Source organism: Microbacterium sp., assembly GCF_041641055.1.
GTDB lineage: Bacteria > Actinomycetota > Actinomycetes > Actinomycetales > Microbacteriaceae > Microbacterium.
In genome coordinates this window covers 23,945-41,681 of sequence record NZ_JBEPZB010000028.1, presented here as the reverse complement: position 1 = coordinate 41,681, position 17,737 = coordinate 23,945, and the positions used below count along the sequence as shown (strand labels likewise).

The following is a 17,737-nucleotide window of genomic DNA, read 5'->3' as shown; positions in this document are numbered from 1 at the left end:
CTCACGAAAGGAGCTCCTCATGGGACTCGATGACAAGATCAAGAACGCCGCTCAGGACATCGCCGGCAAGGCGAAGGAAGCGATCGGCAACGCGACCGACAACGACAAGCTCGCCGCCGAAGGCAAGACCGACCAGGTCAAGGCCGACGCGAAGAAGGCCGGCGAGAACGTGAAGGACGCGTTCAAGAAGTAGGACCTCTGACGGGCGGGTGGAGCGGCGTGACGCTCCACCCGCCCGTCGTCGTACGCGCCGAAGTCATAGCCGTCGCGGACGGGACACGATCGATGTCGCCACCGACGCGGTGGCAGCGCGTGTGCGCCTGATCGGAATCTATACCCCGGAGATCGGCCGCGGCGGAGAGTCGAGCGAGTGCTACGCCGACGAAGCTCGCACGCCGGCGCCGCCCGGGTGTTCGTTACGAATCGGCCTGTCCGTAGGGGATCGCCGCGCGAGATACCCGCTTACGGCTTGTTTCTGGCCGTAAACAACGCAGAAGGAGTATTGCTCCTGGATCTCGTTGGTGATCGTCCGCAGACACGGACTCGCCACATTGCACGGTTTTCCCGATCGCTGAGTGGCCGACTCCTTCCTGGTCGCACCGGTTTCGCGAGCGCAAGCGCGATGGATGACTCCGACGCAGCCTCCACCGTCGCTCCCATCGCGGCGCACGCGAAGTCCACCGCCACGCCCGCGAGGCCGGCCTCGCGGACAGCCTCACCAACCTCCGCCGCGCAACTTGGCTCCGAGGCGTTGGGCTCAGCCACCGGCGCAGGATCATCAACTATTGCCGAGTTCGCCCCACCCCGAGAAGCCCCACGAGCAACAGCGCCGAGAATCCGGCGGCACATAGTCTTCTTCGTTCATTCATAGTCACCTCCCGGAGCCTCCCCGCGGAGAACTGTCTATCTCTCCCGTCGATGAAACAGGCATCGAGGAGACGTTGCGCATCGTGCGCGAGCTCATCGACCGCGGGGTGGCGCTCCAGTTCAACCGCACCGTGCACGACCCGCGGGACCCGTGCAGCAAGCTCTCCTGGCTTTCCTCGCCGCCCTCGCCGAGGCTTAGGGCGGTTGGATCAGTCTGCGGACGCAGGAGGCCATGGCGCGATCTAGCGTGCGGGCAAAGTTGAAGGGCCGTCAGCCCCGTTTCACACCAAGACAGGATGCGGCGATAGTCAGCCACATGTAAGAACAAGAAATGACGCCAGAGGAGGACGCAACGTTGTTCGGCACCTCGAGGGCGAGTGTCTATCGGACGGCGAAGCGTCACGAGGAGCGCGTTGCTGCCGCGCGCCATCAAAACGTGGAGTGAGCTGGGAAGAGCGCCCATGGGCGCAACAAAGGGGTGGAGGGCGGCGTCTGCCACCCTCCACCCCTTTCGTTGTCAGATCAGAATAAGTTCGCGGATGTCCTTGCGCTCCTCATCAACGGTCTGGACCTTTCGGCCGTCCTTGACCTCGTCATCGATGTACTTCGCGATCGCGATAGCTCGACGGATCGCTTCGGTGTACGAGAGATGCTTGCTCGCTGCAAGTTCTTTCAGCGCGTCAGCAGTCTCTGGGTTCATGTTGACGCTGAGGCGGACAAGTTCCTGCGTAGCTGTACGCCGTCCACTGGTCGCTTCGTTGTCGCTCACGGGTTCTCCTTCTAGTTATTACGCGTTTCGGCTCTGCATTTCGCGGTGCGCAGGTAGCACGAAGAGCGCCTGCCGGTGAAGGCGAAGGCGCTACGGATCGGATGCCAGTCACTTAGGCATCGAGCCCGTGTGGGAGAGGTTGGCGCTCAGGTGTCTGCCTGGGCCGGTTTCTCGTACGCGTTGAGTTGCTTAGGTCAGTTGCAACTCGGGTGGGTGTTCATCACACATCAAATGTAGCACGCAATGCAGCTAACGCAACCTTGGTATGCAACTTGCGTGTACATCCTGTGTGGATCTGATGCACCATCTGGTATGCTGTGATGGCATGGGAGGCCATACTCCGATAGTCCTCGCATCAGCTTCTAGACCGTGAGGACCGATACGTGAACGACAACTCGAAGGATGAGCCTGTCCCCTGGGAGCTCATCGCGCCCCTTGTGTCGTGGATGGTTCGTCACAACGTGCCGCGCATTCGCGTGGCTGCCACGACTGTGCCGACACCGGCGGTCGAGGAGCCGGCACGGGATGAGTCGGTTCACCTGCTCTACTGTGACGACCAGCCGATGTCCCCTGCGCTGCTTGACGTCTACATCACAGCGGACGAAGACGGTCAGGGCCGCATCAACGGACCGACCGATGTGCCGCAGGATGTGCTGCGACCGCTAGTGCGTGCCCTCGATGACGCTTCTGTCTCTGAGTTGCTGGTCGCCACCGCCCCAGAACCCGCGGGGCCGGAGGCGGCAGCCTCCTCAACCACGCTCACGGCGGAGCGTTCGGACGACATTGAGGAGCACGAGGTGCCGCTCTCTGAAAATTGGCCGCCGCCGGTCTTTGCTGTCCAGGCCCCGAGGGGGGATGGCGATGTCTGAGTTCAACGAGGCAGACGACCCGGCGAAAGATCCCGAGGTGCGGCCAAGATGGGGGGTCCAATCCCGAAGGGTTCCTCAGTGGCTACATGTCGCGGACACCCAGCGCGTTCTCGCGGTCGCCATCGTCAGCGTGACTCTGCTCCTGTATGGGTATCTGGTCCTCGCCGTGGTGGTCGACTGGATTGACCGGGAGAACTTCGTTGCCGTGATCGCCGCACTCTCACCCCTGCAGGCTCTTGCTGCCGCCACGATCGGGTTCTTCTTCGGAAGCCGGGAGAAAGGCTGATGTCGTGACGACCCGACGATTAGCGAGTGGTACGCGAAGAGGGCTCTTTCCGGATCACCGGTTGCGTCATCGACGCGACACGTGGGGGGTCGCGCGCGCGGTCTCCGACGTCACAGATATGGGCGTGCCCTCTACCCGATCGGGGGCAGAGGGCACAGGACGATCACTTTCGCAGGTGATGCTCGTCAACGATACCCAACGCGCGTGGGAAAGGAGTATGCCCTATGGCTAAGTCATCGAATCGCGTGACGAGCAAGAGTGTGGCGTCGAAGGCATCGAAGATGCTCTCAGATGGCCGCACGTCTGCGCGCACTAAGAGCGTGGCCGCAAGCGCCCTCTCCCAGAGGAAGCGCTGAGCCGCTGAGGGCTGGCGCCGATCCGTCAGCCCTCTTCAACAGCGCCTCGCGAGACTCGCACGGTCTCCCCGTAGCATCGAAGAACGCCTTCGATCCGCCGCTCCGAATGGTCAACGATCCGTTGCCCAACTTCACTAGACGTCCTCGCCGCGAGCGAGTTCGTCGGCAAAGCATTCGCGACCATGCTCTCGTTCGGTAGAGTCCTCTGCGCGTCGTAGGCAAGCTCGTGACGACTGACTGCGAATGGCTGGGTTGTTAACGCCAGCGGATAGCGCACGACGGTATCGTTGTTCCCCGCTACGAGCAGATGCCAACTGTGGGCTGGTGTCTCGCTACGATGCTGAACCGTTCGTCGACGGCCGCAACGTAGAACCTGAGCTGACCGGCGTCTCGAGGATCGAACGTCGTTGTCTCCAGTTCGATGACGACGTATCGGAGATGCTCGATGCGGAAGAACAGCAAATCGATCTAGAAGTCGTCGCCATCGATGTCCAGATGCACCTGGCGACCGACGAGAGCGAATCCACCCCGAGCTCGTGCATCGTGTCGAGAATCCGGTCAACCGTGCGCTGCCCAAGCTCGCGCTCTGTTGCGTCGCCGTCGATCGCGAAGAACTGCAGCGCGCACCGATCGTAAGGGATCTCTTATGCCTGGTCCGAATCGCCTCGGTAGAGAGCGTCGGCAAAGTTGCTCGGCGCTGCTGCTTCACGCTCGTGAAGTCGAGTGGTGATCTGATGGGAGAGCAGCGCACGACTCCACCCGTGGAAGGCAGACTTGCTTGCGTACCAGTCGCGAAGCTCTTGATCGTGAAGCTTCGATCAGATCGATGACCTGGCCCATGGCAAATGGTCAACGGGTCGTTGACCATCTAGATCCGGCTGCGCCCATGTTGCGACGAAGCGCCTCATGTCCTTGAGATTGGTGATTGAGAAGCCTGTCATGGCCGGGAACTCTCGGCGGGGGCCTGTCGCGAGCCGTGTGAGGACGCTATCACCCCAGGAGGCGTCTTCCTGGCGATCGCGGATCGTTCGACCTGTTTGCCGCCACAGTCGCAAGAGTTCAGACTCGCCTTCCCGCTGAACTCGAAGCCGAGCGGCATGAACGCGGTGCTTCAGATCTTCGAACCTGGCCGCGTAGTCGTCTGGGACGAGGTTGCCCCTGGCCTCACCGTAGCGCGCCCCTCCCCCTACCGTCGGTAGCCCGAAAAGCGAGCCCAAGTCCCTATATTATCCACAGTGTGTTACGCTATGTATCGAACGTAACGCTTGTACTACAATTTATTGGGAGGGCTCATGCCTACTATTAATGTCCGAGTGGACGAAGAGTTGCGCGATGCGCTACAGCGCAAGGCCGACAGCGAAGGTCAATCCGTTAGCGACTTCGTTCGCGATGCGATCGCGAACGCAGTTTTCGACTTCCGCTCCCCCGGCGCCGATGATCGCGTGATCGACCCGAAGTCGCTGGATCCGCTCGAACGACATAAGCTCGCACTGCTGCACCGCATCCTCGCCCAAGTGCTTCCCGAGAATGCAAACGGTGTTGAGGGCGACCACGACTACCAGATCGAGCGTGCGCAGGTGCTCGAGAACGGGTTCGTTCAGGAGTACTGGACGGAGTTCGCCGGCATCCGCGCCGAGCTCACCGAGAGCCAAAGTGCGCTCGTCATGGATGTGCTCGATATGTTCCGAATTACCGGCTACAGCATGGATGAAATCTTAAAGGAGGGCGGCGTCATCGACGATGTGCTCCGCCATCGCCTCACCTTCCGAGGTTTCGATCACAACGACACCCTCGAGCGTCACATGTCGAACTACGTCGCTTACCTCGTCAAGGACGGAAAGTGGACCGAGCAGGAGGAGTTCGTCTTGGGGCCGAAGCGAGGCAACTCGCACATGCCGATGGTCAGTACGTATTCGCGGATGCTCTCCGCGTATCGCGCTGTCAAGGAGAGTCGTCCCCGCATCGACGGGCCGACGACCTACCTGCTTTCCCTCGAGGAGCTCGAGCGCATCGCTGGAATCCGATGACGGACGTGACAACACGCGCGTCGGGCACGGCACGCCTCTTGCCGCTGCCGCTGCCGCTGCCGAGCGAAGTGGATCGCATCAGCGTTGTTAACCGTGTGGGCACGTCGACGACGCCGCACGTACGCGTCCCGGGATGCCTTGTCCGCACACGAGAGGTGAACATCCCGCCTGGATCTACATGCGTTGCTCCCGGGATGAGGGTCGCTGCCCGTCGGGGCGATTGGATCCTCCTCGTGCGGGTCCCCCGCCCCCACAGCCGGTAGCACGCTTACGCGCGCGACGGCACGGCACCGCACCGTCGTTCTCTCCAGCGTTCCCGTCGGTTCGTCACTGTCGCGGCCCCTCGCTCCTGCGTACGGTCGAAGAGTGACGACGGCGACGACGACGACGACTCAGACTGCGACGCGATACCGAGTGGATCTTCCCCGACCGGCGGCAGCGGCGCCGTCGGGACTCGACCTCGGCGACCCGGTCGGCGTCGGACGCCACATCGCGGTGACCGACCGGTATCTGAGTCGTGACGGCAGGCCGTGGATCCCGGTGATGGGCGAGTACCACTTCGTCCGCGATCGCCGAGACGTCTGGGAGCGCGAACTGCGCACCATGCGCTCCGGGGGGATCGACGTGCTCGCGACCTACGTGTTCTGGCTGGCGCACGAGGAGGTCGAGGGCGAGTTCCGATGGGACGGCGACCGCGATCTGCGGGCCTTCGTGCAGACCGCCGCACGGGTCGGCCTCGACGTCGTCCTGCGCATCGGACCATGGGCGCACGGCGAGACGCGCAACGGCGGCTTCCCGGACTGGCTGCAGGCCCGCGACCTCGCGCATCGCACCGACGACCCGGCATATCTCGCGGCGGTTCAGCGGTGGTACGCGGCGATCGCGGGGCAGGTCGCCGACCTGGTGCACCGGCCAGCTGATCCTGGCGCTCCGATCATCGGCATCCAGATCGAGAACGAGCTCTACGATCAACCGCAGCACCTCGCGACCCTCCGGTCGATGTCGGAATCGGCCGGGCTGGCCGCGAGCCTGTTCACCGCGACGGGCTGGGGCGGAGCGCAGCTGCCGCCTGGACGGTTCCTCCCGGTCTACGCAGGCTATGCCGACGGGTTCTGGGAGGAATCGGACACCGGATGGCCGGACTTCGGGCGCCAGCACTTCACCTTCAGCGAGGTGCGCGACGACCTCACGGTCGGGGCTGATCTGAGGGCGACGCGAGCCGTGGCCTCGGCTCCCGGATCGGAGGCGTCTGACCCATGGCCGTACGCGACGTGCGAGCTGGGCAGCGGCATGGCGACGGCGTACCACCGGCGCCCGCTGGTCGATGCGGAAGATGTCTCGGCGCTCGCACTGACGAAGCTCGGCAGCGGCTCGGCGTGGCAGGGGTACTACATGTTCCACGGCGGACGGCACTTTGCGGGGGTCCGCTCGACGACGCACGAGTCGCAGGAGACGGGATACCCGAACGACGTGCCGGTGCGGGACTATGACTTCTTCGCGCCGATCGGCGCCGCCGGATCCCTGCGTCCGCACTTCCATCAGCTGCGTCGCCAGCACCTGTTCCTCGCCGCCTTCGGGGACCGACTTGCGACGTACCCCGCGCGCATCGGGCCGTCCGAGCCCGATGGTCTCCGCTGGTCGGTGCGCGGCGATCGCGACAGGGGCTTCCTGTTCGTGAACAACCACCAGCCCGCGCTCCGTCCGCTCGACCGGGTCGACGGCGTGCGGTTCGAGATCGGCGGAGCGGATGCTCCGGTGCGCATCCCCGCAGCGGCGGTCGACGTGCCCGTGGGTGCCCGTTTCCTTTGGCCGATCCGTCAGCCGTTCGGCGATGTGGAGGCCGTGAGCGCCACTGCGCAGCCGATCACGGAGATGCGCCTCGGCGCACACGCGGTGGTGCTGCTCGCGGCGGTCGACGGCATCGACGTCGAGCTCCACGTCGAGGGCGTGCGAGCCGACGACGTTCAGGGCGCGACCGCGACGCCGGGCGAGGACGGTCGCCTCGTGCTCCGCCCGGAAGCCGCTACCGGCATCGACTGCCGCGTGGTGATCGGCACGACCGTCTTCGTGATCCTCGACTCTGATACCGCGGATGCCGTCTGGCGAGGACCCGTCGGCGGGGTCGACAGCGTGGTCGTCTGGCCGCACGGCGGCTGGTTCGACGACGCGGACTTCGTGGTGGAGCGGCAGGAGGCGGATGCTGAGGTCCTGGTGCTGCGGGCGCGGGAGGACGAAGACGACGGCGCCGATGGCGTCGGGTTCGTGACGAGCACGGTCGCGGGTGGGAGCGGCAGGCTCCCTTTCCCTGTCCCGGAGTTCGCGACCGCTCCGGTCGTCCCGCTGCGCACGGGCGGTCCGGCAGCCCGATCCTCTGCGCCGACGGATCCGGACTTCGCCGACGCGGCGGTGGCGGAACTGCGGATCCCGAACGAGGTCTGGCAGGACGACGTGGAGCGGGTGGTGCTTGAGCTCGCCTGGACGGGCGATGTCCTCCGCGTGTACCTCGGCGACGAGCTCATCGCCGACCAGTTCTGGTCGGGGCGGAGGCTGGAGGTCGACCTGTCCGAGTACCGCGAGCGACTGCACCAGCGGCCGCTGCGTCTCGCGGCGTTCGCGTGGAACCCGCACTCCACCGTGTACGTGGATCCGCGGGTGCGGCCCACGGCATCCGTCCCTGAGCTCTCGGTGCAGTCGGCGACGGTGCACGCTCGGCGGTACGCGCGCGCCTTCTGACGCGCCTCCGACGCAGGCTGCGTCCTAGCCCTTGTGCTGGGCGCGGTAGGCAGTCGGGCTGAGGTCATGCACGCGGCGGAACTGCCGCGAGAAGTACAGCGGATCGGCGTAGCCGACGGCGGCGGAGACCTCGGCGACGGTCAGCGACGAGGTGTCCAGCAGTGCACGCGCCCTGCCCATCCGGAGCGAGGTGTGGAAGGCCGCGGGCCCGCTGCCGGTCGCCTGGCGGAACAGCGCGCTGAGGTGCGAGGGGGAGAGCCCGACCAGTGCCGCGAGGTCGGCGACCGGGATGGTGCCGTCGACCCGTGCCTCGAGGTAGCGGATGGCGCGCTCCAGGGGCGAGCCGTCTGCCGGCAGCGTGCTGTCGACCGTCAATCGCGTCAGCAGGTTCCACGCGATGCCGGATGCTGCGACGAGATGTGCGGGGGAGATGCGCCGCTCCAGAAGGGTCACGAGCTCGTCGAACAGCGCGACGATCCGGTCCACCGCCCGCAGTCGCACGAGACGGGTGCCGCCTGCCGGAGCCGTCAGTTCGGCGGCATCGGTCCCGCGGACGTGCAGCCACCAGATCGTCCATGGGTCCGCCGTGGAGCTGCGGTACTCGTGCGGGGCGCCCGCCGGGATCGCGATGCCGGTTCCCGGACCGAGAATGTACTCGTCGCCGCCGAAGCGCACGTCACCGGACCCCGCGATGCAGACCAGAACGATCGTCTCCGCTGCACCGTCCCGGCGCACGCGGACATGCCCCTCGGCGCGCGGGAAGAGCCCGGCGTCGGTCACCGTGAGGCGGCGGGTGACGGGTGCGGCGAGCGCGAGATCCACCTGCGGGCGAGGCACGACGCAGAGTCGCTGATGTGCGAAGCCCTCGGCTCGCTGGGTCGTCGTTTCGTCCATGTGATCCCTCGTTCTCACCATACCCGCGGGACTCCGGCGCTCGTAGCCTCGGAGGGCGGCCGACGCGGGCCGCCCGGTCCGAGGAGAACCCATGACGGTCGATTCCCGAGAGCAGCTCCACCTCCCCGAGGTGCCGGAGCGGCTGCGGCCGACGCTCGACGCCGGACACCCCGTCGCCTGGCGGGAGCCTCTGACCATCACCACGTACGAGGCCGGCGCCCCCAGCCTCTACCCGATGTTCTTCGACCGCCGGGTCTATCAGGGCTCCAGCGGTGCGGTGTATCCGATCCCGTTCATCGAGAGCGTCGACCGCGAGGCGAGCCCGCGCGACTGGGATGCGGTCCACATCGAGAACGAGTACGTGCGCCTCGTCGTGCTGCCCGAGCTCGGCGGCCGCATCCATGTCGGGTACGACAAGGTCACCGGCTACGACTTCTTCTACCGCAACACCGTGATCAAGCCCGCCCTGGTCGGGCTCGCAGGGCCCTGGATCAGCGGCGGTGTGGAGTTCAACTGGCCGCAGCATCACCGTCCGGCGACCTTCCAGCCGGTCGAGGTGCGGATCGAGACGGATGCCGACGGCACGGTCACCGTCTGGTGTCACGACCACGATCCGTTCGCCCGCATGTCGGCGCAGCACGGCGTGCGGCTGAGGCCGGGCAGCTCCGTGGTCGAGGTCGCGGTGCGGCTGCACAACCGCACGCCGCAGCGGCAGAGCTTCCTCTGGTGGGCGAACGTCGCAGCCCGCGTGCACGACGACTACCAGGCCTTCTTCCCGGAGGATGTGCACCACGTCGCCGATCACGCACGCCGCGCGCTCACGGCGTTCCCTGCAGCTGACCGCCCGTACTACGGCGTCGACTATCCGGCCCTTGCGCGGGACACCCCCGGCGCGGATCGGATCGACTGGTACCGCAACATCCCGGTGCCCACCTCGTACATGATCGTCGACTCGCAGCAGGACTTCTTCGGCGGATACGACCACGCGGCCGGGGCCGGCTTCGTGCACTGGGCCGAACGTCGGGTCGCGCCGGGCAAGAAGCTCTGGACCTGGGGAGATGCGCCCTTCGGGCACGCGTGGGACGCGCAGCTATCAGACGCGGATGGGCCCTACATCGAGCTGATGGCGGGGGTGTACACCGACAATCAGCCGGACTTCTCGTGGCTGCTGCCGGGGGAGACGAAGACCTTCACGCAGTACTGGTATCCGATTCCCGCGATCGGAGTCGTGCACCAGGCGACGCCGGATGCCGCCGTGCACGTCGACCGCGACGGAAACGCCGTGTCAGTGGCCGTCGCGGTGACGACGCCCAGGCCAGGGGCACGCGTCGAGATCCGCTCCGCGGGACTCGTCGTGCAGGATCAGCGCCTCGACCTCGAACCCGGAGCGCCGGTGCGGGTCAGCGCCGAGGGCGTCGAGGTGGAGGACGATCTCGACGTGCGGGTGCTCGACGCGGACGGACGCGTGCTGGTGCGCTGGGTGCCGGGCGAACCGGCGGACGCCGAGGAGCCCTGGGTGGCCGAGGAGCCGCCGGCGCCCGCGGACATCCGCTCGGTCGAGGAGCTGTACCTCACGGGGCTGCATCTGAGTCAGTACCGGCATCCGACGCGCTCGCCGATGCCGTACTGGCGCGCGGCGCTCGACCGCGATCCCGGTGATTCGCGCACCCACCTCGCCGTCGCCGATCGCCTGCTCCGGCAGGGACGCTACGACGATGCCCTCCGACACGCCCGCGCCGCGGTGGCCAGGGTGACGCTGCGCAACGCGAACCCGACGGACGCGGAGGCCTTCTACCTGCTCGGCCTCGTGCTGGTCCGGCTCGGACGCACGGCCGAGGCGCAGCAGGCGTTCGGCAAGGCGGGGTGGGATGCCACCTGGGCGGCGCCGGCCGGCTTCGCGCTGGCGCAGTCGCTCGCCCACCAGGGCCGGGATCGGGACGCACTGCGGATCCTGGACGAGCTCGATGCCGTGGCCGCGCACGATCCGCGCCGCATCGCCCTGCGTGCGATCCTCCTCCGGCGCACCGGTCGTGACGACGACGCGCAGCGGGTGCTCGACCGGGCGCTGATCGACGACCCGCTCGCGGCGACCCTGCGGTTCCTCGCGGGTGAGGAGATCAACGACACCGGCATCCTGCTCGACGTCGCGCTGGAGCTGAGGGACGCCGGCGACACGGCATCCGCTCTGCGGCTCCTCGACCGCGTCCAGTCGGCCGAGGTGACCCCGACCGGGAACCTCGGACCGATCGCTCACCATCTCGCGGCCGCGATCCACGAGGCGGAGGGGCGCCTCGACGACGCCGCCGCGCACCGTCGACGTGCCGAAGCGGCCGACCTCACCTGGGCCTTCCCCAGCGGGCTCGACGCGCTCGACGCCCTGGAGCGGACGGTCGCTGCCGACCCGGACGCGGCGACCGCGCGGATGCTGCTCGGCACGCTGCTGTACGCCTCGGGGCGGCGGGCAGACGCCGCAACGCAGTGGGATGCGGCGATCGGACTCGGACTCCGGCATCCGGTGCTGCTGCGCGACGCAGCTCTGGCGGCCTTCAGCGTGGCAGGCGACGACGCCCGCGCCTGGGCGCTCTACGAGCAGGCCGTGGCCTTCGCGCCGGCCGATGCCCGGCTGCGCTACGAGCAGGACCAGCTCGCCGCCCGACTCGGGCAGGCGGAGGCCGAGAGGTTCGAGCGCCTGGAACCTCACGAAGCGCTGGCGCTCACCCGCGACGACTTCGCGATCTCCTACGTGCGACTGCTGCTCGCCGTCGGCCACGCGTCGAGGGCACACCGCATCCTGTGCGAGCGGGAGTTCCGGCCCTGGGAGGGCGGAGAGGGCGAGGCGCTCGCCGCCTGGGATGCGACTCTCGCCGCGCTCGACCTGCCGCCCGCGGATCCCCCCGCGAACCTGGGTGAGGCGCGCAACCCGTACACGCCGCCGGTCGCACGTCACGCATCCGGCGAGACGGACTACTTCGCCACGAGCCTTCCTGAGCTGCTGCTGTTCACCCGGCAGTCGGAGGAGGACTGACGGGAGCGCCGACGATGACCGAACGGTACCTCGGTACGGGGCACGAGGCGGATGCCGCGCAGCCCCTGCCGCTCGGTGTGCCCGCGCACCTGCCGCAGCGCCTCGCGATCACGCTCTGGGACTTCTCCTGGTACACCAGAGCGGGGGAGGGGGAGCCGTACGCCGACCTCGAACAGGCCTGCGCCGATGCCGCCGACCTCGGCTACAACGCCATCCGGATCTGCGCCGCACCCCTGCTGCTGTTCGGGCACCCCGAGCTGTCGAGGCTCGCGCGGGATCTCGAGATCGAAGGCCTCGGCGCGGCGCCCGACGGCGGCTTCTACGGTCGGGGCACCCGGTGGTACGACGTGCCCGGCGGGTTCCGCATCGATCTGCTCGAGCGGCTGCGGCAGCTGCTCGAGGCGGCCAGGCGCCACGGCCTCGTGGTCATCCTCGCGAGCTGGGAGTATCAGCAGTCGCCGAGCTTCGCGCGGTCGTCGGCGTGGTTCGAGGCGATCGACGCCGTCCCGCTCGAGCGGCGCTATGCGCACCTGGCGACGGCATGGGGTCGACTGATCGACTGGGTGACGCAGCTCGGGCTCCGCGCGCAGATCGCGATGGTCGAGCTGCACAACGAGGTGGACTTCTCGATCCTGCCCGCGCTCGCCGGGGAGGGGGAGCGGGCGCTGCGGGCGCTGCAGGACGAGCATCCGGACCTCCTGATCACGGCGAGCTACGGCAAGCCGCCCCATCTCGCGATGCACCGGGTGTCGGAGGCGCTCGGTGCCGCGCAGTTCCACGTCTACAGCTACGGCGTGCTCGATGCACTGCAGCAGCGCATCGACATCCGCTCCGAGCACACCGAGGGCTTCCCGAACCCGATGCTCCGCTCTCTCCTGCTCGACGGGGCGCCGACCCCTGCCGAGTACGGCCGCCCAGCCGACTGGAAGCTGCGGGCGACGGTCGTCACCGATCAGATGATCTACGGCTACGACTGGGTCGATCCGGGACTCTGGGACGAATGGCTCGCCGAGCACGACGCTCCGTATCGGCTGATGATGCGCCGCGAGATCGAGTCGCGCGTCGCGGCGGTCGCGGAGTGGGCGCACTGGCGGCAGGTGCCGGCGGTCATCGGCGAGGGCTGGCTCGGCTATACGCCGCTGCACGCCTGGTACGAGGAGAGCGAGTACGGTCGGGCGTTCGCCGAGTGCGGGGTGGATGCTGCGCTGCGCGCCGGTGTCTGGGGGGTGGTGCTGTCGTCGAACGCCGCCCCGCATCATCCGATGTGGCAGCTGCGCGAGTGGCAGCGCATGATGAACGCCCGGGTGCTCGCGAGCTGAGCGCGCGGTGCCGCCGGCATCGGGCCGAGTCGCGCGGGCGACGCGATGTCGTGAGACGATGCCGGAGATGGATGCCGCCGCCGACCGAGAACTGCGTGAGCTCCGTGCCCGCGCGTACGGCCCGTATGCCGACATCGCGTCCGATCCTGTCGCGCAGCTGCGGCTGCAGGAGCTGGAGTCGTCGCGGAGCTCGGCGCAGGCGGCGCGTGCATCCCGGAAGCCGGTCGCCGAGGACCGTGCCGCGGCGGCGGAATCGCACCCGGGCACGGACGTCGACGACGCATCTGCAGATCCGCATGCGGACGAGGACTCGTTCTGGGAAGGGGAAGACCCTCTCGCAGAGGGCGCAGGCGAAGCCGGGTTCCTCACGCGCTGGCGGGGGCTGCTCTGGGTGGCGTCCGTCGTGGCATCGGCCGCGCTCGCCGCGGCCGTCACCTACACGCTCGCCTCCATTCCGGCGGTCTCCGCCTCCGCGGACGCGCCGCAGATCGCGACCCTCGAACTGACGCGCACCGGCGCGGTGCCGCCCGGGTGGTTCGGTGCGGAGGAGGATGTGGCGGCGGCCGAGTTCTACGGTCTGACGATCTACGAGACGCCGGGATGGGTGTCGGAGTCCGGCGATCGCTCGTCGGAGAACCGCTGCCTCAACATCCTGCGCAGTGAAGACCTCCCGACGGACGAGGAGTGGGACCCGGACGGCATCTCCCAGGGCGGCGTGATGTCCGCGGGATGCAGCATCGCGGCGTTCCCCGCCACGGTCGAGATGCCCATCGACGGAAACACGCCGGACGAGCTCATCGAGAAGTATCCGTCTGGCACCGCCCTGCAGTTCGTGCTCGACGGGGATCGTGTCGGCGTCTTCCTCGATCGCGGGAAGGACTGATCCGCGGGCGCGATCACCGCGCGAGTGCGGTCGGTGTCAGGTCACCCGCCGCCGGCACCCGCGGCACCGCCGAATAGCCGGGTCGCGTGAACCACGACGGCAGCGCTCGCCGCAGGTGGCTCGGGCCGGTGGTCGTGGCATCCTCGGCGACCAGCAGCGTCGTCCACTCGATGTCCCCGCGCCAGAATCGGGTCAGCGCTCGCAGTGAGCACTGCACGCCGACCGACACGTCGTACCCCGGATCGGCGTCGCACACGTCGGCGTCGCCGTCGTGGATGACCAGCCACCAGCGGCGCTGCGCCGGAGTCGCATCCGTGAAGTGCAAGGAGATCACCGTGCGCACCGGCGGTACTGCTGTGTGATCGATGTTGCGGTGCATGTCCCAGAGCAGCAGCTTGGGGTCGAGGTCAGCGTCGCCGAGCTCGCCGATCCAGCGCACGCCCCACGCGGAGAGCTGCTCCACGACAGGGCGCAGTTCAGCGCCGGCCGGAGTGAGGATGTAGCGGACATCGGCGCCCTGAACCAGCCGCTCGAGCAGCCCGGCGCGTTGCAGCTGATCGAGGCGATGCGACAGCAGTGTCGGAGACATCCGGGGAAGACCGCGACGCAGCTCGTTGAAGTGCTCCGTGCCGAGCAGCAGCTCGCGCAGAAGGAGCATGGTCCATCTCTCATCCAGCAGCTCCATCGCCTTGGCGACGGGGCAGAACTGATAGTAGGGGGCGCCCACGGACCTCACGATAGACCCGGTACAGATCGGATACTAGAGCGGTCTGCGCGGGCTTCGTAGCGTGAGGAGCACAAGGCAGAGGAGCCCATCATGAACACCACCACCGACCTCCAGGCCGACGCCGACCGTGCGCTGAAGGCGAAGCACAGAATCGTCTGGGCGCTGGGAGACTACGCGGCTGTCGCCCGCGAGGTGATCCCCGAGCTGGGGCGCGTGATCGTCGCGGAGAGCGGAGTCGGACCCGGCGATCGCGTGCTCGACGTGGCCGCGGGCACCGGCAACGCATCGATCGAAGCCGCGCGGGCGGGCGCATCGGTGATCGCCAGCGACCTCACGCCCGAACTGCTCGAGATCGGGAGGACGGATGCCGAGACGCAGGGCGTGGACCTCACCTTCGAGGAGGCGGATGCCGAGGCCCTGCCCTATGAGGACGACTCGTTCGACGTCGTGCTCTCGTGCGTCGGGGTGATGTTCGCTCCGCATCACGCTGTTGCGGCGCAGGAGCTGACCCGGGTCGTGCGACCTGGCGGCCGGCTCGCGCTGATCAACTGGACTCCCGAGGGATTCGTGGGTCAGCTGTTCGCGACGCTGAAGCAGTTCGTTCCGGCGCCTCCCGCCGGCGTCCAGCCCCCGCCGCTGTGGGGCGACGAGGAGCATGTGCGTGAGCTCCTCGGCGAGCGGGTGCGGGACCTGTCTCTGCAGCGCCGAGTGCTGTCCGTCGACCGATTCGCGTCAGGCGAGGAGTTCCGCGACTTCTTCCGCGACTTCTACGGACCCACGGCTGCCGCCTACCGGAGTGTGGGTGACGACGAGCGACGCCGGGAGGAGCTGGATGACGCGCTCGCCGCCCTCGGCGAGAGGCACCTCGACGGCGGCACGATGCCGTGGGAGTACCTGCTGGTGACGGCGAAGGTCGTCTGACCCGGCGCCGGTCAGTCCTCGCCCTCGAAGAGGCCGCCGTCGAGCAGCCAGTTGTAGCGGAGGCGCAGCGCACGCTCGGTGCTCGCGAGGAGCGCTCCGACGACGAGGGAGATGTTCTCCCACGGCGCGAGGTGGATGGGGCTCTCGAAGGTCCCGATCGCATCGGCGATCGGGGGGATGTGCGTGATCTGCTCGATGAGCTGCGGGACGCCGAGCACCAGGGCGACGACGAGCACCAGGATCGACGCGGCGCCGATCATCCGGCTGAGCCCCGGCGCCTTCCGGTGCAGACGCGCGCGCCTGCCTTCGGCCGAGGCCGCATCGGGGACGAGCTGACGTTCGGTGCCGTCGTCGGCGACGAAGTGCGCCCTCTTCAGGCCATAGCCGCTCGCGGCGACCTCGATCACGCCGCCGGGAACCGGGAACGCGGCCGGCAGCTTCGATGTGGCCCGGTTCACGCCGTCGCGATAGAGCTGAGCGCGCACGACGCCGTTGTCGTCGCCGCCGAGCCGGACGTCGACCGACCAGGTCTCGGGGCGACCGTCCGCCCCGACCAGCCTCAGGTGGAAGAGCGCGCGCGAGAACGGCTGCCACCAGCGGTAGCGCTGCAGCGGATGCCCGTCGCCGGCCTTCGCGCGTTTCGCCGCGCGTCGTCTTCTGCTCTCTGAGGCCACCTCTCAGTTCCCTTCTTCCGTGGTCGGGGTCGGTGTCTCGGTGTCGCGGAACACCGCGTCGACGGCCATCGTGAGCGTGTTCGTCTCCGACGCGAGCAGCGAGGAGTCCGAGGGGAGCGCCCGCTCGAGCGCGAGTCCGGAGAGGACCGTGTTGAGGAACCTCGCGCGTCGAGGGTTGTCGCCGGCCGGAAGCGAGCCCTCCTGTTCGAGGACGGACAGCCAGTGCTCGACCCTGCGCTGACCCTCGCGTTCGTTCGCGAGGTAGGCCTCACGGAGGTCGTCGGTCTGCTCGGGCTCGATGAAGGTCTGGTGCAGCAGCGTGGCGCCCTGCCTCGCCTGCGCGCCGACACCTGAGGGCGCGAGGACCTGACGGAGGCAGGCGAGGAGCCGTTCCTTCGCGGTGAGCGATTCATCGTGGATGGGGTCGTCCGGAGCGACGAGCTCGTAGACGATGCGGAGCACCTCGTCGAGCAGCTCTCGTTGCGTCGGGAAGTGGAATCGCAGCGATCCGGTGCTGACCCCGGCTCGCGCCGCCACCGCTCGCACGCTGAGGCTCGCTCCGCGGTTCTCGCCGAACATCGTGAGAGCAGCGTGCAGGATGCGATCTCGGGTGGGCAGCGTGCTCGGGTCGACCGTCATGCTCCCATTGTCGCCCCTCCCACTAGTACAGCGTGTTACAGTGGCGCGTGTCGTCACTAACACACTGTGTTAGTCCAGGTGAAAGGGCCACCAATGATCGTCATCCGTCGACCGTTCGAGATCATCCGCGCGAACCTGCGCGTCTATCTCCTCCTCAACGTGCTCGCCTACGGCACCTTCCTGATCGGATTCGTCGTCGGCCTGCTGTTTCCCGACCTCGTGGCCGGACGGGCGCAGGCGATGCAGGACGACGGGACGGCAGATCTGGTCGCCTCGCTCCTCAGCAGCCCCTGGCTCTTCGCGCTGACGATCCTCGCCGTCAACACCCTGCGGCTCGGGGCGCTCACCATCCTGCTCCCCTCCCTCGCGGTGCCTTTCCTGGGCCTCGCCACCTTCGCCGCGTGGTCGGTGACGACCGGGGTGACCCTCGTCCCGGCGACCCCGGAGGGCTGGGTCGCGCTCATCCCGCACTCGCTGACACTGGTCATCGAGCTGCAGGCCTACATCCTGCTGCTGCTCGGAGCGTTCCTGCTCGGCACGTACTGGCTGCGCCCGCAGACCGTCGAGGCGAAGAACCGGCGCCACGGCTATCTGCGCGGACTCCAGCACATCGGCTGGCTCAGCCTGCCGGCCCTCGCACTGCTCGTCATCGGCGCGATCTACGAAGCCTTCTCGCTCCTGTACTTCGTCTACCCGCTGCAGCAGTGGCTGCTGGGATAGCCAGAGCAGGCACCGTCCGGCGCCGCAG

General features: G+C 67.9%; 17 protein-coding genes. 10 read left to right on the top strand and 7 right to left on the bottom strand.

Annotated features, from left to right (window positions below; all coding sequences use genetic code 11):
* The first annotated feature begins 19 nt into the window (after window positions 1–19).
* On the top strand, window positions 20–193 hold the full coding sequence (locus ACESK8_RS14820; RefSeq protein ID WP_372969313.1) for a CsbD family protein: 174 nt from the start codon (window positions 20–22) through the stop codon (window positions 191–193).
* 1,191 nt (window positions 194–1,384) lie between these two features.
* On the opposite strand, the gene ACESK8_RS14815 is transcribed toward ACESK8_RS14820, so the two are convergent.
* Window positions 1,385–1,636 carry a ribbon-helix-helix protein, CopG family gene (locus ACESK8_RS14815; RefSeq protein WP_372969311.1) on the bottom strand — a complete coding sequence of 84 codons (252 nt, stop codon included), beginning with the start codon at window positions 1,634–1,636 and terminating at the stop codon, window positions 1,385–1,387.
* A gap of 383 nt (window positions 1,637–2,019) precedes the next feature.
* Between ACESK8_RS14815 and ACESK8_RS14810 the strand changes: the two genes are divergently transcribed.
* Both ACESK8_RS14810 and ACESK8_RS14805 read left to right on the top strand, forming a co-directional pair.
* Window positions 2,020–2,505, top strand: a complete 486-nt coding sequence (locus tag ACESK8_RS14810) for a hypothetical protein (RefSeq protein WP_372969310.1) — start codon at window positions 2,020–2,022, stop codon at window positions 2,503–2,505.
* The gene (locus ACESK8_RS14805) at window positions 2,498–2,791 is read left to right on the top strand and encodes a hypothetical protein (RefSeq protein ID WP_372969309.1); all 294 of its coding nucleotides are present in this window, start codon (window positions 2,498–2,500) and stop codon (window positions 2,789–2,791) included. The genes ACESK8_RS14810 and ACESK8_RS14805 overlap by 8 nt, the downstream gene beginning before the upstream one ends.
* Before the next feature lie 653 nt (window positions 2,792–3,444).
* Here ACESK8_RS14805 and ACESK8_RS14800 read toward each other — a convergent pair.
* Entirely contained in the window at window positions 3,445–3,609 is a 165-nt protein-coding gene (locus ACESK8_RS14800) for a PDDEXK nuclease domain-containing protein (RefSeq protein ID WP_372969308.1), read from the bottom strand.
* 356 nt (window positions 3,610–3,965) lie between these two features.
* Complete coding sequence (locus ACESK8_RS14795) at window positions 3,966–4,202, bottom strand: DUF1016 N-terminal domain-containing protein (protein WP_372969312.1); 237 nt, start codon at window positions 4,200–4,202, stop codon at window positions 3,966–3,968.
* 258 nt (window positions 4,203–4,460) lie between these two features.
* On the opposite strand from ACESK8_RS14795, the gene ACESK8_RS14790 reads away from it, so the two are divergent.
* Window positions 4,461–5,174, top strand: coding sequence for a YfbU family protein (locus tag ACESK8_RS14790; protein ID WP_372969307.1), 714 nt, complete (start codon window positions 4,461–4,463; stop codon window positions 5,172–5,174).
* A gap of 366 nt (window positions 5,175–5,540) precedes the next feature.
* Complete coding sequence (locus ACESK8_RS14785; RefSeq protein WP_372969306.1) at window positions 5,541–7,907, top strand: beta-galactosidase; 2,367 nt, start codon at window positions 5,541–5,543, stop codon at window positions 7,905–7,907.
* 24 nt (window positions 7,908–7,931) lie between these two features.
* Here ACESK8_RS14785 and ACESK8_RS14780 read toward each other — a convergent pair whose 3' ends face one another.
* Complete coding sequence (locus tag ACESK8_RS14780; protein WP_372969305.1) at window positions 7,932–8,801, bottom strand: helix-turn-helix domain-containing protein; 870 nt, start codon at window positions 8,799–8,801, stop codon at window positions 7,932–7,934.
* Between the two features lie 91 nt (window positions 8,802–8,892).
* Between ACESK8_RS14780 and ACESK8_RS14775 the strand changes: the two genes are divergently transcribed.
* The 3 genes from ACESK8_RS14775 (at window position 8,893) to ACESK8_RS14765 (ending at window position 14,028) form a co-directional block, all read left to right on the top strand.
* Window positions 8,893–11,826, top strand: a complete 2,934-nt coding sequence (locus ACESK8_RS14775; RefSeq protein WP_372969304.1) for a DUF5107 domain-containing protein — start codon at window positions 8,893–8,895, stop codon at window positions 11,824–11,826.
* Between the two features lie 14 nt (window positions 11,827–11,840).
* Window positions 11,841–13,145: a cellulase-like family protein gene (locus ACESK8_RS14770; protein ID WP_372969303.1), complete on the top strand. Its 1,305-nt coding sequence runs from the start codon at window positions 11,841–11,843 to the stop codon at window positions 13,143–13,145.
* Window positions 13,146–13,212: 67 nt separating this feature from the next.
* Window positions 13,213–14,028, top strand: a complete 816-nt coding sequence (locus tag ACESK8_RS14765) for a hypothetical protein (RefSeq protein WP_372969302.1) — start codon at window positions 13,213–13,215, stop codon at window positions 14,026–14,028.
* A gap of 13 nt (window positions 14,029–14,041) precedes the next feature.
* Here the strand turns inward: ACESK8_RS14765 and ACESK8_RS14760 are convergent, their stop codons facing one another.
* Window positions 14,042–14,755: a winged helix-turn-helix transcriptional regulator gene (locus ACESK8_RS14760; RefSeq protein ID WP_372969301.1), complete on the bottom strand. Its 714-nt coding sequence runs from the start codon at window positions 14,753–14,755 to the stop codon at window positions 14,042–14,044.
* A 90-nt stretch (window positions 14,756–14,845) separates the two neighbouring features.
* Between ACESK8_RS14760 and ACESK8_RS14755 the strand changes: the two genes are divergently transcribed.
* Window positions 14,846–15,676, top strand: a complete 831-nt coding sequence (locus ACESK8_RS14755) for a methyltransferase domain-containing protein (protein ID WP_372969300.1) — start codon at window positions 14,846–14,848, stop codon at window positions 15,674–15,676.
* Between the two features lie 11 nt (window positions 15,677–15,687).
* On the opposite strand, the gene ACESK8_RS14750 is transcribed toward ACESK8_RS14755, so the two are convergent.
* Window positions 15,688–16,350, bottom strand: a complete 663-nt coding sequence (locus ACESK8_RS14750) for a hypothetical protein (protein ID WP_372969299.1) — start codon at window positions 16,348–16,350, stop codon at window positions 15,688–15,690.
* Window positions 16,351–16,353: 3 nt separating this feature from the next.
* On the bottom strand, window positions 16,354–16,989 hold the full coding sequence (locus ACESK8_RS14745) for a TetR/AcrR family transcriptional regulator (RefSeq protein WP_372969298.1): 636 nt from the start codon (window positions 16,987–16,989) through the stop codon (window positions 16,354–16,356).
* 93 nt (window positions 16,990–17,082) lie between these two features.
* On the opposite strand from ACESK8_RS14745, the gene ACESK8_RS14740 reads away from it, so the two are divergent.
* Entirely contained in the window at window positions 17,083–17,709 is a 627-nt protein-coding gene (locus ACESK8_RS14740; RefSeq protein WP_372969297.1) for a hypothetical protein, read from the top strand.
* Window positions 17,710–17,737: the final 28 nt, after the last annotated feature.

Bases quoted from the DNA above. Each gene is read 5' to 3' on its own strand.
- ACESK8_RS14770 (WP_372969303.1), top strand. From the start codon at position 11,841: ATGACCGAACGGTACCTCGGTACGGGGCACGAGGCGGATGCCGCGCAG.
- ACESK8_RS14755 (WP_372969300.1), top strand. From the start codon at position 14,846: ATGAACACCACCACCGACCTCCAGGCCGACGCCGACCGTGCGCTGAAG.
- ACESK8_RS14740 (WP_372969297.1), top strand. From the start codon at position 17,083: ATGATCGTCATCCGTCGACCGTTCGAGATCATCCGCGCGAACCTGCGC.
- ACESK8_RS14805 (WP_372969309.1), top strand. From the start codon at position 2,498: ATGTCTGAGTTCAACGAGGCAGACGACCCGGCGAAAGATCCCGAGGTG.
- ACESK8_RS14775 (WP_372969304.1), top strand. From the start codon at position 8,893: ATGACGGTCGATTCCCGAGAGCAGCTCCACCTCCCCGAGGTGCCGGAG.
- ACESK8_RS14820 (WP_372969313.1), top strand. From the start codon at position 20: ATGGGACTCGATGACAAGATCAAGAACGCCGCTCAGGACATCGCCGGC.
- ACESK8_RS14765 (WP_372969302.1), top strand. From the start codon at position 13,213: ATGGATGCCGCCGCCGACCGAGAACTGCGTGAGCTCCGTGCCCGCGCG.
- ACESK8_RS14780 (WP_372969305.1), bottom strand. From the start codon at position 8,801: ATGGACGAAACGACGACCCAGCGAGCCGAGGGCTTCGCACATCAGCGA.
- ACESK8_RS14745 (WP_372969298.1), bottom strand. From the start codon at position 16,989: ATGACGGTCGACCCGAGCACGCTGCCCACCCGAGATCGCATCCTGCAC.